The organism is Xanthomonas sp. LMG 12459 (genome assembly GCF_009192905.1).
GTDB classification, from domain to species: domain Bacteria; phylum Pseudomonadota; class Gammaproteobacteria; order Xanthomonadales; family Xanthomonadaceae; genus Xanthomonas_A; species Xanthomonas_A sontii.
Genome location: NZ_NSGT01000016.1, coordinates 1 through 13,221, shown reverse-complemented (window position 1 = coordinate 13,221; position 13,221 = coordinate 1). Strand labels below are relative to the sequence as shown.

At 68.4% G+C, this 13,221-nt stretch carries 13 protein-coding genes; 2 read left to right on the top strand and 11 right to left on the bottom strand.

Annotated features, from left to right (window positions below):
* Positions 1 to 71: 71 nt before the first annotated feature.
* The 8 genes from ispD to CEK65_RS03590 all read right to left on the bottom strand — a co-directional run bounded on the left by ispD (position 72) and on the right by CEK65_RS03590 (position 6,116).
* Positions 72 to 776, bottom strand: coding sequence for a 2-C-methyl-D-erythritol 4-phosphate cytidylyltransferase (ispD, locus tag CEK65_RS03625; RefSeq protein ID WP_193314685.1), 705 nt, complete (start codon positions 774 to 776; stop codon positions 72 to 74).
* Positions 773 to 1,135 (bottom strand): cell division protein FtsB, encoded by a 363-nt coding sequence (gene ftsB, locus CEK65_RS03620; protein ID WP_043095785.1) that lies wholly within the window; start codon positions 1,133 to 1,135, stop codon positions 773 to 775. Before ftsB ends, ispD begins: the two co-directional genes overlap by 4 nt.
* Positions 1,136 to 1,138: 3 nt before the next feature.
* On the bottom strand, positions 1,139 to 2,431 hold the full coding sequence (gene eno / locus CEK65_RS03615) for a phosphopyruvate hydratase (RefSeq protein ID WP_017915389.1): 1,293 nt from the start codon (positions 2,429 to 2,431) through the stop codon (positions 1,139 to 1,141).
* Between the two features lie 87 nt (positions 2,432 to 2,518).
* Positions 2,519 to 2,863, bottom strand: a complete 345-nt coding sequence (locus tag CEK65_RS03610) for a hypothetical protein (RefSeq protein WP_026143441.1) — start codon at positions 2,861 to 2,863, stop codon at positions 2,519 to 2,521.
* An 85-nt stretch (positions 2,864 to 2,948) separates the two neighbouring features.
* The gene (gene kdsA, locus CEK65_RS03605; protein WP_152180798.1) at positions 2,949 to 3,779 is read right to left on the bottom strand and encodes a 3-deoxy-8-phosphooctulonate synthase; all 831 of its coding nucleotides are present in this window, start codon (positions 3,777 to 3,779) and stop codon (positions 2,949 to 2,951) included.
* Positions 3,776 to 4,063, bottom strand: coding sequence for a hypothetical protein (locus CEK65_RS03600; protein WP_017912624.1), 288 nt, complete (start codon positions 4,061 to 4,063; stop codon positions 3,776 to 3,778). Before CEK65_RS03600 ends, kdsA begins: the two co-directional genes overlap by 4 nt.
* Complete coding sequence (locus tag CEK65_RS03595; protein WP_017912623.1) at positions 4,060 to 5,724, bottom strand: CTP synthase; 1,665 nt, start codon at positions 5,722 to 5,724, stop codon at positions 4,060 to 4,062. The genes CEK65_RS03600 and CEK65_RS03595 overlap by 4 nt, the downstream gene beginning before the upstream one ends.
* A gap of 137 nt (positions 5,725 to 5,861) precedes the next feature.
* Positions 5,862 to 6,116 carry a hypothetical protein gene (locus CEK65_RS03590; protein WP_010343426.1) on the bottom strand — a complete coding sequence of 85 codons (255 nt, stop codon included), beginning with the start codon at positions 6,114 to 6,116 and terminating at the stop codon, positions 5,862 to 5,864.
* 165 nt (positions 6,117 to 6,281) lie between these two features.
* Here CEK65_RS03590 and parE point away from each other — a divergent pair, with 165 nt between their 5' ends.
* Positions 6,282 to 8,171 carry a DNA topoisomerase IV subunit B gene (parE, locus tag CEK65_RS03585; protein WP_017911072.1) on the top strand — a complete coding sequence of 630 codons (1,890 nt, stop codon included), beginning with the start codon at positions 6,282 to 6,284 and terminating at the stop codon, positions 8,169 to 8,171.
* Between the two features lie 284 nt (positions 8,172 to 8,455).
* On the opposite strand, the gene CEK65_RS03580 is transcribed toward parE, so the two are convergent.
* Positions 8,456 to 9,274 carry a CDP-diacylglycerol diphosphatase gene (locus CEK65_RS03580; protein ID WP_226980462.1) on the bottom strand — a complete coding sequence of 273 codons (819 nt, stop codon included), beginning with the start codon at positions 9,272 to 9,274 and terminating at the stop codon, positions 8,456 to 8,458.
* Between the two features lie 157 nt (positions 9,275 to 9,431).
* Here CEK65_RS03580 and CEK65_RS03575 point away from each other — a divergent pair, with 157 nt between their 5' ends.
* Entirely contained in the window at positions 9,432 to 10,934 is a 1,503-nt protein-coding gene (locus CEK65_RS03575; protein ID WP_043090723.1) for a S10 family peptidase, read from the top strand.
* Between the two features lie 257 nt (positions 10,935 to 11,191).
* Here CEK65_RS03575 and CEK65_RS03570 read toward each other — a convergent pair whose 3' ends face one another.
* Both CEK65_RS03570 and CEK65_RS03565 read right to left on the bottom strand, forming a co-directional pair.
* Positions 11,192 to 12,313 (bottom strand): inorganic phosphate transporter, encoded by a 1,122-nt coding sequence (locus CEK65_RS03570; protein WP_043090722.1) that lies wholly within the window; start codon positions 12,311 to 12,313, stop codon positions 11,192 to 11,194.
* Positions 12,314 to 12,398: 85 nt separating this feature from the next.
* Positions 12,399 to 13,025 carry a DUF47 family protein gene (locus CEK65_RS03565; protein ID WP_017911076.1) on the bottom strand — a complete coding sequence of 209 codons (627 nt, stop codon included), beginning with the start codon at positions 13,023 to 13,025 and terminating at the stop codon, positions 12,399 to 12,401.
* Positions 13,026 to 13,221 lie beyond the last annotated feature (196 nt).

Sequence of the window (13,221 nt, the reverse complement as noted above, 5' to 3'; positions counted from 1 at the left end):
ACATCCCACGAAAAATGAAAAAGGACGGAGCACGCGCCGCGCCACGGCGGCCGCATCCGACGCCAGGCGCATCACGACTGCCGCGCGCGCTGGAACAGTTCGAACTCGAAACGCGCCAGGTCGGCCGGTGTGGTGACCTTGAAATTGTCTTCGGCGCCCTCGATCAACAGCGGCCGCAGCCCCAGCAACTCCATCGCCATCGCGTCGTCGGTGACCTCGACGCCGGCCGCGGCGGCCTGCTCCAGGGCCCGGCTCAGTTGCATGCGCCGGAACAGTTGCGGGGTCAGCGCGCGCCACAGGCGCTCGCGCGGTTCGGTGCCGTCGATGCCGCCGTCGTCGCCGGCGCGCTTGAGCGTGTCGCGCACCGGCGCGGCCAGGATCGCGCCGACCGGATCGCCGCGCCCCGCCTCCAGCAGCCGGTCCAGGTCGGCCAGCGCCAGGTTCGGCCGCGCCGCATCGTGCACCAGCACGAAGTCGTCCGCCTTCACCGACTCCGGCAAGGCATGCAACGCGGCCAGCACCGAGCCGGCACGGCTGCCGGCGCCCAGGCAGGTCAGGACCGGCTTGCCAGCCAGTTCGGTCCAACCCGGCCACTGTGCATCGTCCACGCCCAGCGCCACCATCGCCCCGGCCACCGCCGGATGCGCCAGCAGCGCTTCCAAGGCATGCGCCAGCAACGGGCGCCCGCCCGCCTGCAGGTACTGCTTGGGCGTGGCGCCGCCGAAACGGGTGCCGCGGCCAGCCGCCGGGACCACGGCCCAGACGGTGGCCATCAGGGCTGCTCGCCCGGCGCCGGCGTCACAGGCGCCGGCTGCGCGCCGGCTGCCGTACCGGCCGGCGCGGTCGACACCGGCGCGTTCTCGACCACGCGGTAGAACTTTTCGCCCGGTTTGATCATGCCCAGTTCGCTACGCGCGCGCTCCTCGATCGCCGCCTCGCCGTCCTTGAGGTCCTTGACCTCGGCGGCCAGCGCGGCGTTGCGTTGCTGCAGTCCTTCGTTGTCGCGCTTCTGGTGCTCGACCTGACTTTCGAGCACCAGCACTTCGCCGGAATTGCCCGGGCCGAGCCAGAAACGGTACTGCAGCCACGCCAGCAGTCCCGCCAGCACCAGCAGCAGCCAGCGCCAGTTGCGCACGGCTTATCGCTTGAGCGAGACGAACGCGTCGCGCCCGGCGTAGCGCGCGGCGCTGCCGAGCGCTTCCTCGATGCGCAGCAGCTGGTTGTACTTGGCCACGCGATCGCTGCGGCACAGCGACCCGGTCTTGATCTGGGTGGCGGTGGTGGCCACGGCGATGTCGGCGATGGTGGTGTCCTCGGTCTCGCCGGAACGGTGCGAGACGATCGCCGCATAGCCGGCCTTGTCGGCCATGGCGATGGCTTCCAGGGTCTCGGTCAGGGTGCCGATCTGGTTGACCTTGATCAGGATCGCGTTGGCGGTGCCGGACTCGATGCCCTGCTTGAAGATCTTCGGGTTGGTCACGAACAGGTCGTCGCCGACCAGTTGCACCTTGCTGCCGACGCGGTCGGTGAGCAGCTTCCAGCCGGCCCAGTCGTCCTCGGCCAGGCCGTCCTCGATGCTGACGATCGGATACTGCGCGGCCCAGTCGGCGAGGAAGTCGACGAACTGCTCGCTGGTCAGGCGCTTGCCCTCGCCCACCAGGTGGTACTTGCCGTTGTCGTAGAACTCGCTGGAGGCCACGTCCAGGCCCAGCAGCACGTCCTCGCCAGCGGTGTAGCCGGCCTTGCCGATCGCTTCCAGGATGGTGTCCAGCGCTTCCACGTTGCTGCGGAAGTCCGGGGCGAAGCCGCCCTCGTCGCCGACCGCGGTGGACAGGCCGTGGCCCTTCAACACCGACTTCAGCGCGTGGAAGATCTCGGTGCCGGCGCGCAGCGCCTCGGAGAACGAGGCGGCGCCGACCGGCAGCACCATGAATTCCTGGAAATCGACGTTGTTGTCGGCATGCGCGCCGCCGTTGATGATGTTCATCATCGGCACCGGCAGCGCCAGGTTGGCGGTGTTGCCCGCGGCCAGCGACTGCCACAGCGGCTGCTTGCGCGAGGCGGCAATGGCATGGGCGTTGGCCAGCGAGACGCCGAGCAGCGCGTTGGCACCCAGGCGGCCCTTGTTCTCGGTGCCGTCCAGGTCGATCAGGCGGCGGTCCAGGCCCTGCTGGTCGGCGGCGTCGAAGCCCTTCAGCGCGCCGGCGATGGTGGTGTTGACGTTCTCCACCGCCTTGCGCACGCCCTTGCCCAGGTAGCGGGTCTTGTCGCCGTCGCGCAGCTCGACCGCTTCCTTGGTGCCGGTAGACGCGCCCGAAGGCACCGCGGCACGACCGAACGAACCGTCCTCCAGGATGACATCGGCTTCCAGCGTGGGATTGCCGCGGCTGTCGAGGATTTCACGGGCGTGGATGCTGCGGATCGTACTCATGGGCGGGCCGGTTACCTGTAGGAAGAGGGGGCGGAAACGAATGCCGGCTGATTATCCCCGGCCGCCGGTTCCTTGCCAAATCCCGCCTCAGCCGGCGCCCATCAGGCCCAGCGGGATTCCGCTGAGGAAGAGCAGGATCAAGACCAGCATCGCCAGCAGCAGGCCGCCGGCGATGCCGGCCAGGAGGCGGCCGCGGCGCTGCGTCCAACTCAGCGCGGCGGCGATCGTCGCGCCCACCGCAGCCACTGCCACTACCAGCAGGGCGATCACCATCCAGAACAGCATGGCCAGGAAATGATCGCCGTGGCTGGGCGTGCCAATCCCACTGGAGAAGGCGAACAGCGCCACGACCAGCGCCGCCCACGCCAGCAACGACAACAACAAGGCACACAGCCCCCAAGGCCAGGCGCCGGCCCGCTCGGGTGCGGTCATCGCCGCGGCTCCGAGAAGGCGACGCACACCCGGCAGCCCGCACCCGGCCAGGATCGGCACAGCCGCAGCGGCGGCGGCGCGCGCCTCACGCGAAGCGCGAGAACCCGTGTTTCTTGGTCACCGCGTCCAGTTCCATCAGCGTTTCCAGCAGCGCTTCCATCTGATGCAGCGGCCACGCATTGGGGCCGTCGGACAGCGCCTTGGACGGGTCCGGATGGGTCTCGGCGAACACGCCGGCCACGCCCACGGCCACCGCCGCGCGCGCCAGCACCGGCACGAACTCGCGCTGGCCGCCGGAACTGCCGCCCTGCCCGCCCGGCAACTGCACCGAATGGGTGGCATCGAACACCACCGGGCAGCCGGTCTCGCGCATCACGCTCAGCGAGCGCATGTCGCTGACCAGGTTGTTGTAGCCGAAGCTGGCGCCGCGCTCGCAGACCATGATCTGCTCGTTGCCGGTGGACTTGGCCTTCTCCACCACCGGCTTCATGTCCCACGGCGACAGGAACTGGCCCTTCTTGATGTTGACCGGCTTGCCGGCGGCGCACACGTTCTTGATGAAATCGGTCTGCCGCACCAGGAACGCCGGCGTCTGCAGCACGTCCACCACCGCCGCCACCTCGTGCATCGGCGTGTACTCGTGCACGTCGGTCAGCACCGGCACGCCGATCTGGGTCTTCACTGCCTCCAGCACCTTCAGCCCTTCCTCCAGGCCGGGGCCACGGAAGCTGGTGCCGGAGGTGCGGTTGGCCTTGTCGAAGCTGGACTTGAAGATGAAGTTGATGCCCAGCCGGCCGGTGATCTCCTTGAGCCTGCCGGCCACGTCGAGCTGCAGCTGCATCGACTCGATCACGCACGGGCCGGCGATCAGGAACAGCGGCCGGTCCAGGCCGACGTCGAATCCACAGAGCTTCATTGATTACCTTCCGGAGGTTCAGAGGGGCGCGGGAGGGGCGCAGGGACGGAGCCGCCGCCGAACCTGCCGGCAGCCCAGATGAGTGCGCCGATCAGCGCCAGCGGCGCAGCTAGCCCCACCGCCGCGATCAGGCAATACATCAGCCCCATCCCATAGCTATCGGCCAAGCCGGTGCTGCTGCGCCAGGAGAAATAGACCAGCAAGGCCGCAGGAAACACCAGCACCGCCGCCGCAAAGAACCAGCGCGCGACCCTGCTCTCGCTGCTGCGCCCGGTCGCAGTCACGCCCTGGCTTCCTTGAGCAGCTTGCCGCCGGCCTTGCGCTCGCGCGCAGCGCGCACGAAGCCGATGAACAACGGGTGGCCGTCGCGCGGCGTGGACAGGAATTCCGGGTGCGCCTGGCAGGCCAGGAACCACGGATGCGTCTCGCGCGGCAACTCCACCATCTCCACCAGGGTGTCGTCCATCGACTTGGCGGCAATCACCAGGCCGGCGTCCTCGAGCTGGGTGCGGTAGCGGTTGTTGAACTCGTAGCGGTGGCGATGGCGCTCTGCCACCACATCCTTGCCGTACAGCTCGCGCGCCAGCGTGCCCGGCTTGAGCCGCTGCTCCTGCAGACCCAGGCGCATGGTGCCGCCGAGGTCGGACTTCTCGTCGCGCTTCTCGACATCGCCAGTGGCGGTGCGCCATTCGGTGATCAGGCCGATCACCGGGTACGGCGACTGCCGGTCGTTCTCGGTGCTGTTGGCCGCGTCCAGCCCGGCGACATGCCGCGCATAGTCGACCACCGCAGCCTGCATGCCGTAGCAGATGCCGAAGTACGGCACGCCGTGCTGGCGGGCGTAGCGCGAGGTCAGCACCTTGCCTTCGAAACCGCGGTCGCCGAAGCCGCCCGGCACCAGGATGCCGTCCACGTCGGCCAGGGCCGCCATGTCGCTGCCTTCCAGGTCCTGCGCTTCCAGCCACTTCAGGTTGACCTTGGTGCGCTGGCGCAGACCGCCGTGCTTGAGCGCCTCGCCCACCGACTTGTATGCGTCCTGATGGTCCACGTACTTGCCGACCACGGCGATGGTGACCTCGTCGAGCGGATGCTTGATCGCGTCGACCACGGCTTCCCACTCCGACAGGTTGGCCGCGCCGACCTTGTCGCGCAGCTTGAACTGGTCGATGACGATCTCGTCCAGGCCCTGCCGGTGCAACTCCAGCGGCATGCCATAGAGCACGTCGATGTCGGCGGCGCTGATCACCGCGCGCTCGGAGACGTTGGTGAACAGCGCGATCTTGCGCCGTTCCGAATCCGGGATCGCCTGCTCCGAGCGGCACAGCAGCACGTCCGGCTGGATGCCGATCGAGCGCAGTTCCTTGACCGAATGCTGGGTCGGCTTGGTCTTCAGTTCGCCGGCTGCGGCGATGTACGGCACCAGGGTGAGGTGCATGAACATGGCCTTCTCGGCGCCGCGCTCGGTGCGCACCTGGCGGATCGCCTCCAGGAACGGCAGCGACTCGATGTCGCCGACGGTGCCGCCGATCTCGACCAGGGCCACGTCGTAGCCGGCGGTGGCTTCATCCACGCAGCGACGGATCTCGTCGGTGATGTGCGGAATCACCTGCACGGTGGCGCCGAGGTAGTCGCCGCGGCGCTCCTTGCGGATCACGTTCTCGTAGATGCGCCCGGTGGTGACCGAATTCTTGCGCGACAGGCGCGTGCGCACGAAGCGCTCGTAGTGCCCCAGGTCCAGGTCGGTCTCGGCGCCGTCGTCGGTGACGTACACCTCGCCGTGCTGGAACGGGCTCATCGTGCCCGGGTCGACGTTGATGTAGGGGTCCAGCTTCATCATCGTGACCGACAGGCCACGTGCTTCGAGAATGGACGCAAGCGAAGCGGCCGCGATGCCCTTGCCAAGCGAGGACACTACGCCGCCGGTAACGAAGATCAGGGGGGTCATGGCTCAAAGGCCTCCCGGAAAGCCATAGTTTAACGGGTGAAGCGGATTTGCCCAAGCGCTTTTGCGCAACAGCCGCCCCACAAAAAAGCGACGCCCCGGGCGACCGGGGCGTCGTGTGCAGGAAACCGTGCGCAGGCTCAGGGCTTGCGCGCTTCCTCTTCCTCTTCCTTCTTCGGCGCGGCCGCATCCTTGCCGGCCTTGTGCTCGGCGGCCGCGGCGGCGCGGCGCTTGGCCTTGGCGTCGGCCTCGGCCTTTTCCTTGGCGACCTGCGCCTCGTAGGCGGCGGCACCGGAGGCGGCCGGATCGGCGCTCTGCGCCTGGGCCATCGCGACCGGCACGGCCACCGCGGCGGCGACCAGGGCGGCCAGGGTCAACAGCTTGCGAACGTTCATGGCGGACTCCTTTGGGACGTGCGACGAAGATGTGGGCGACGTCGCGGTTTTTCCAGGGCAAGCGTAGCGCGACGCCGCCGCACCTGCCCTGAACACCGGCGACGTGCAAAAAACCGCCGCAGACCGCACACTTCTGGATCTGCTTCGCGCCACCTGCTGAGACGCATGAATACCCGCTACAACGCCGCCGACATCGAAGTTCTCTCTGGCCTGGACCCGGTCAAGCGCCGGCCCGGCATGTACACCGACACCGCACGGCCGAACCATCTGGCACAGGAAGTCATCGACAACGCCGTGGACGAGGCGCTGGCCGGCCATGCCCGACACATCGAGGTGACGCTGTACAAGGACGGCAGCTGCGAGGTGTCCGACGACGGCCGCGGCATGCCGGTGGACATCCACCCGGAAGAGAAGATCTCCGGCGTCGAACTGATCCTCACCCGGCTGCATGCCGGCGGCAAGTTCAGCGACCGCAACTACACCTTCAGCGGCGGCCTGCACGGCGTCGGCGTCAGCGTGGTCAATGCGCTGTCCAATCGGGTGGAACTGTTCATCAAGCGCGAAGGCAACGAGTACCGCATGGCCTTCGCCGACGGCCACGCCGCCTCCAAGCTGGAGATCGTCGGCAGCGTCGGCAAGAAGAACACCGGCACGCGCCTGCGTTTCTGGCCGGACCCGAAATATTTCGACACGCCGAAGTTCGCGGTGCGCGCACTGCGCCACCTGCTGCGCGCCAAGGCGGTGCTGTGCCCCGGCCTGACCGTCAAGCTGCACGACGAGGCCACCGGCGAGCAGGACACCTGGTACTTCGAGGACGGCCTGCGCGACTACCTGCGCGGCGAACTGGCCGAACGCGAGCTGCTGCCGGCGGAGCTGTTCGTCGGCAGCCTGAAGAAGGACCGCGAGATCGTCGACTGGGCGGTGGCCTGGGTGGTGGAAGGCGAGCTGGTGCAGGAAAGCTACGTCAACCTGATCCCCACCGCGCAGCACGGCACCCACGTCAACGGCCTGCGCAGCGGCCTCACCGACGCGCTGCGCGAGTTCTGCGATTTCCGCAACCTGCTGCCGCGCGGCGTGAAGCTGGCGCCGGAAGACGTGTGGGACCGCGTGGCGTTCGTGCTGTCGCTGAAGATGACCGACCCGCAGTTCAGCGGCCAGACCAAGGAACGCCTGTCCTCGCGCCAGGCCGCCGGCTTCATCGAAGGCGCCGCGCACGATGCCTTCAGTCTGTGGCTGAACCAGAACGTGGAGACCGGCACGCGCATCGCGCAGATCGCCATCGACCGCGCCAGCGCGCGGCTGAAGACCGAGAAGCAGATCGTGCGCAAGAAGGTCACCCAGGGCCCGGCGCTGCCGGGCAAGCTGGCCGACTGCATCAGCCAGGACCTCTCGCGCACCGAACTGTTCCTGGTCGAGGGCGACTCGGCGGGCGGCAGCGCCAAGCAGGCCCGCGACAAGGATTTCCAGGCGATCCTGCCGCTGCGCGGCAAGATCCTCAACACCTGGGAAGTGGCCTCCGGCAGCGTGCTGGCCTCGGAGGAAGTGCACAACCTGGCGATCGCGATCGGCTGCGACCCGGGCAAGGAAGAGATCGACGGCCTGCGCTACGGCAAGGTGGTGATCCTGGCCGACGCCGACTCCGACGGCCTGCACATCGCGACCCTGCTGACCGCGCTGTTCCTGCGCCACTTCCCCGCCCTGGTGCGCGCCGGCCACGTGTTCGTGGCGATGCCGCCGCTGTTCCGCGTGGACGTGGGCAAGCAGGTGTTCTATGCGCTGGACGAGGAAGAGAAGCGCTCGCTGCTGGACAAGATCGAACGCGAGAAGATCAAGGGCCAGGTCAGCGTCACCCGCTTCAAGGGCCTGGGCGAGATGAATCCCCAGCAGTTGCGCGAATCCACCATCCACCCGGACACCCGGCGCCTGGTGCAGCTGACCGTGGACGACGGCGACCAGACCCGCTCGCTGATGGACATGCTGCTGGCCAAGAAGCGCGCCGGCGACCGCAAGCAGTGGCTGGAGACCAAGGGCGACCTGGCGTCGCTGGAGGTCTGAGGCTGGGTGCGCGCGCTGGCGCTTTCAGTCAGCGCGTGCGCGGTCGTGCAGATGCCGCTTCCCCGGCCGGCTCGGCGAGAGCCGTGTCGGGTTTGCACTAGCGGGTTGTGACTGCTCCCGAAAGCATCGTGTGGAAGCGACTTCCGTCGCGACGCGCGAAGCAGGCAGATGCCCGGGCATCATGCCGTCGGGACTGAAGTCCCTCCCACAACATCCCTGCCTGCGCGCCGCACGACCGGCGGATGCCGTCAGTTGCCTGCGCGGCATTGATGCCGCCTGGGCCCTCAGCCACGCGCAGGCGCCGCCGGTACTACGCCGGTGCAGTCGTGATCCTGCAGTTCCTCCGCACCGACCCCATCGCCGGGAAGCGCCGTGGCGGCCAGCAGCACGAAGCCCGGGCGACCATCGAACTCCGCGCCGACCACCGCCAGGGTCTGGTGCACCATGCTCTGCTGCGGCGGCAGGCTGCGCGCCAGCAGCGTCAGCGGATTCGCATCCAGTTCTTCGCCCTCCACGCGCATGGCCCGATAGGCGTGACCGTGCAGCGGCTGCGGCAACGGCGCCCAGGTAGGGCCGATCGACGCCTGCATCGCCTGCAACTGGTCGCGCACCTGCGGCGCCAGGCAATCGATATGGACATGCAACTGGTCCTGCGACCGCGCCGAGGGCGGGTTGATCGTCAGGCTGGTCAGTTCGCGCGGCAGCGGCCGGTTCAGCAACCGCTCGACCCGGGTGCGCGCCTGCCAGGCCAGGCCCAGCCAGTTCGGCGCGCCGGCGGCGCGGGCGCGCGGATCTTCGATCCCGCTCACCGGCACCGTCGGAATCAGCAGGTACTGGTAGTCGCCGCGCAAGTCCTTCATCAAGGCATAGCGTTGGCCGGGCTCGGCATGCACTTCGCTGCAAGGGGCCGGATCGGCGCCGGCGCGCGCCTGCGGCAGGCAGCGCGTGCTCAGCAGCCGCCACAGGCGCTGGCGATCGTGGGCATGCGGATCGTGCGCCGCCGGCGACTCGGCCACGGGCGGCGGCAATGGCACGCTGGCGCAGCCGGCCAGCAACGCCGCCAGGAACAGGCTTAGCGGCAGGCGGAAACGAAGGACAAGCATGCGCAGCGGACCGGACACGGGACGGACCGGCGATTGTAGCCAGCGCCGATGAACCGGCATGGCGCGGCCGCGGGACTGCGGACCATGGCTTTGTGCACATCCGCCGTGCCGACGCCGCGGCCTAGCATGCCGGCTCCCTTCCTGCGAGCGACCGCCCGTGCCGACCTTCCCTTCCGTGCTGCTGGCCGTGCTGCTGGCGGCGATGCCGATGACCGCGGCGCTGGCCGCCGATGCCGATGCGGGCAATGCCGACAAGGGCGACAAGCCCGCCGCCGCCGAACCGGCGCCGCTGCCGGCCGACGCGCAGACCAGCCAATCCACCCAGCTCGACGGCCGCACCCTGCGCTACACGGTCAAGGTCGGCACGCTGCCGGTGAAGGACAAGCAGGGCAAGGTCGTCGCCGACGTGGTCTATACCGCCTACACCATGGACGGCAAGGACCGTCCGGTCACCTTCGCGCTCAACGGCGGCCCCGGCGCGGCCTCGGTGTACCTCAACCTGGGCGCGATCGGGCCGAAGGTGGTGGCGTTCGGCAGCGAGGGCGACAGCGCCTCGGCGCCGGCGCAGCTGCGCGACAACCCCGGCACCTGGCTGGACTTCACCGACCTGGTGTTCATCGACCCGGTCGGTACCGGCTTCAGCCGCTCGCGTATCCCCGACGAGCAGGCCAAGAAGCAGTTCTACAACCCGCAGGCCGACATCGAATACCTCTCGCGCACCATCTACGACTGGCTGCTGAAGAACCAGCGCCTGCAGTCGCGCAAGTACCTGGTCGGCGAGAGCTACGGCGGCTTCCGCGGCCCGCGCATCACCCACTACCTGCAGACCAAGCTCGGCGTGGCGATGAACGGCGTGGTCCTGGTCTCGCCGTATCTGAACCCGACCCTGGACGACAACGGCGACGTCTCGCCGCTGCCGTGGATGCTGACCCTGCCGTCGATCACCGCCGCACGCCTGGAACGCGAGGGCAAGCTGACCCCGGAAGCGATGCGCCAGGTGATCGACTACACCCGCGGCGACTACGTCACCGCGCTGCTGCGCGGCCGCTCCGACCCGGCCGGCACCACCCGCATGATCCAGCAGGTGACCGCGATGACCGGCCTGGACCCGGCCTTCGTGCGCCGCGCCGGCGGCCGCCTGGAGACCCAGGCCTACCTGCGCGAGGTGTTCCGCGACAAGGGCGAACTGGGCAGCCGCTACGACTCCAACGTCACCGCCTTCGACCCATTCCCCAACGCCCCCGAGCAGCGCGCCAACGACCCGCTGCTGGACAGCATCATCGCCCCCACCACCACCGCGATGGTCGATTTCGTGACCCGCGTGGTCGGCTGGAAGGTCGACGCCCGCTACGAGGCGCTGAACTACGACGTGAACCGGCTGTGGGACTGGGACGACGAACTGCGCAAGGGTTCGGTGACGCAGTTGCGCCAGTCGGTGGCGATCGACCCGAAGCTGCGCGTGCTGATCGTGCACGGCTGGAACGACCTGTCGTGCCCGTTCATGGGCTCGGTGCTGACCGTGGACCAGATGCCGGTGATGGGCAACGACCCCACCCGCGTGCAGGTCAAGAACTACCCCGGCGGCCACATGTTCTACAACCGCGCCGACAGCCAGCGGGCACTGCGGCAGGATGTGATGGCGATGTATCGGGCGAATTGATGGGAATGGGGAATTGGGAATGGGGAATCGTAAAAGCGGTTCCCCACTCGTCGAGACAATACCCCGACCTGCGTGGTTCGGGAGTGCTATCGCGATGGAGTTACTTGGCTACGCGACGTCGCCACGCAGGCAACACTCGTTGCGACAAGAGGACGTAAGACGTATCCAGATTCCTTTCGGAGGGCGACATCGTCACCGTTCGCGGGAAATCTATGCTTTTACGATTCCCGTTTCCCCACTCCCGATTCCCGGCTCCCTCACACCCACCCAGCCAAGGCGAATCCGCGGAAAATCAGATACGCCACGCCGGCAGCGGCCGGGATCGTCAGGATCCAGGCCCAGACGATGCGTTCGATGACGCCGAAGCGCAGCGAGCGCGGGTTCTTGGCGAAGCCCACGCCCATGATCGCGGTGGAGATGCTGTGGGTGGTGGACACCGGCATGCCGAAATGCGCGGCCAGGGTCAGGATCGTGGCCGAGCTGGTCTCCGCGGCGAAGCCGTGGATCGGATGCAGCTTGACCATCTTGTGGCCCAGGGTCTTGATGATCTTCCAGCCGCCGGAGGCGGTGCCGGCGGCCATCACCACCGCGCAGGTCAGTACGATCCAGGTGGCGATGCCCTGCCCCTGGCTGGCGTCGGGATGCAGGAACGCCAGCCACGACGGCAGGTCGTCCAGGGCGCCGGTGCTCTGCGCGCCGATCAGGGTCATGGCGATGATGCCCATGGTCTTCTGCGCGTCGTTGTGGCCGTGCGCGTAGCCCATGTACGCGGCCGAGGCGATCTGCGCCTTGCCGAAGAAGGCATTGACCCAGCGCGGCCGCGCCAGCCGCCCGAGCGGGCCGCCCAGCTTGGCCAGGCCGGCGATCGCCGCCCACAGCAACAGCATCACCGCGATGCCGAGCAGGAAGCCGGCGATCGGCGAGGTGACCATCGGCACGAACACCTTCCACAGCAGGCCCTTGTTCTTGGCCCAGTCGCCGAGGTTCTGCGACCAGATCAGCGCGCCCCAGTCGTTGTGCGCGGCGGCCAGGCCGGCGCCGCACAGGCCGCCGATCAACGCATGCGAGGACGAGGACGGCAGGCCCTTCCACCAGGTGATCAAGTTCCAGACGATGCCGCCGAGCAGCGCGCACAGCACCACCTGCGGGGTCACCGCGATCACGTCGGTGTTGAGCAGGCCGGAAGCGATGGTCATCGCCACGGCGGTGCCGGTCAGCGCGCCGACCAGGTTCATCGCCGCGGCCAGCATCACCGCCCAGCCGGGGCTGAGCACCTTGGTGGCGACCACCGTGGCGATCGAGTTGGCGGTGTCGTGGAAGCCGTTGATGAACTCGAACACCAGCGCCGCCAGGATCACGATCAGGACCAGGGTCAGCATCGGCGCGCCTCCACGCACGCGGCGGCGGCGGCCGGCGCGCGCAGGGCGCCATGGCCGCGCAGGCAGCAACTCCGCAGCGCGTCCATCAGGAGTTCTTCAGCACGATCTGGTAGACCACCACGCCGGCCTCGCGGCAACGGTCGATGGCCTTCTCCAGGATTTCGAAGAACTCCTTGAGCAGGAACATCTGCAGGTTGTCCAGGCGCCCGGAGTAGATGTCGCGGTACAGCTCCAGCATCAGCCGGTCGGCCTCGTTCTCCAGCGAGCGCAGCTTGTCGTTGAGCGCACTCATCCGGTCCAGGTTCATGTGGCGCAGGTCGTGGACCATCTCCACGACCACCGCCGCAGCCTGCTCCAGCATCGCCGAGCGCGGCGCGAAATCGATGTGCTCCAGGTGCTGGATCGCCAGCGAATAGCGATCGGCGAACTTCTCCACCTGCTTGGGGATCTTGTACAGGGCCGAGCCCAGGGCCTCGATGTCCTCGCGCTCGATCGGGGTCATGAAGCTGTCCACCAGCGCCTGGCCGATCTTGTCGGACGCGGCGCGCTCGCGCAGGCGCGCCAGCTTGAAGCCGTCCAGCGCCGGCTGCCGGTCGGACTCGCGCATCATCGCGTGCAGGGCCTTGGTGCTGTCGTAGGCGGCCTGTGCCGCCTCGTCGAGCAGGGTGTAGAACTGCTTGCCGGAACCGAAGATGGTCTGCAACGAAAACATGCAACGCGCTTCCCGCCGTCGCGGGGAGGACGGCACTGGGGCGGAATTATGACTGTTTGCTGACACCTGCGGGTAGTCGCGGCCCCGGGCCGGCCCTGGCGACGTCGGCGCGGCGTGGACGCGGCCCCCGCCCGGGTTTGTTACCATCGCCGCCGCGCCCTTCGCGGGCGCACCCTATGGACGACCACCCCACACC

Coding starts and splice junctions, on each gene's coding strand:
- eno (WP_017915389.1), bottom strand. CDS start 2,431: ATGAGTACGATCCGCAGCATCCACGCCCGTGAAATCCTCGACAGCCGC.
- CEK65_RS03610 (WP_026143441.1), bottom strand. CDS start 2,863: ATGACCGCACCCGAGCGGGCCGGCGCCTGGCCTTGGGGGCTGTGTGCC.
- kdsA (WP_152180798.1), bottom strand. CDS start 3,779: ATGAAGCTCTGTGGATTCGACGTCGGCCTGGACCGGCCGCTGTTCCTG.
- CEK65_RS03595 (WP_017912623.1), bottom strand. CDS start 5,724: ATGACCCCCCTGATCTTCGTTACCGGCGGCGTAGTGTCCTCGCTTGGC.
- CEK65_RS03590 (WP_010343426.1), bottom strand. CDS start 6,116: ATGAACGTTCGCAAGCTGTTGACCCTGGCCGCCCTGGTCGCCGCCGCG.
- parE (WP_017911072.1), top strand. CDS start 6,282: ATGAATACCCGCTACAACGCCGCCGACATCGAAGTTCTCTCTGGCCTG.
- CEK65_RS03580 (WP_226980462.1), bottom strand. CDS start 9,274: ATGCTTGTCCTTCGTTTCCGCCTGCCGCTAAGCCTGTTCCTGGCGGCG.
- CEK65_RS03570 (WP_043090722.1), bottom strand. CDS start 12,313: ATGCTGACCCTGGTCCTGATCGTGATCCTGGCGGCGCTGGTGTTCGAG.
- CEK65_RS03565 (WP_017911076.1), bottom strand. CDS start 13,025: ATGTTTTCGTTGCAGACCATCTTCGGTTCCGGCAAGCAGTTCTACACC.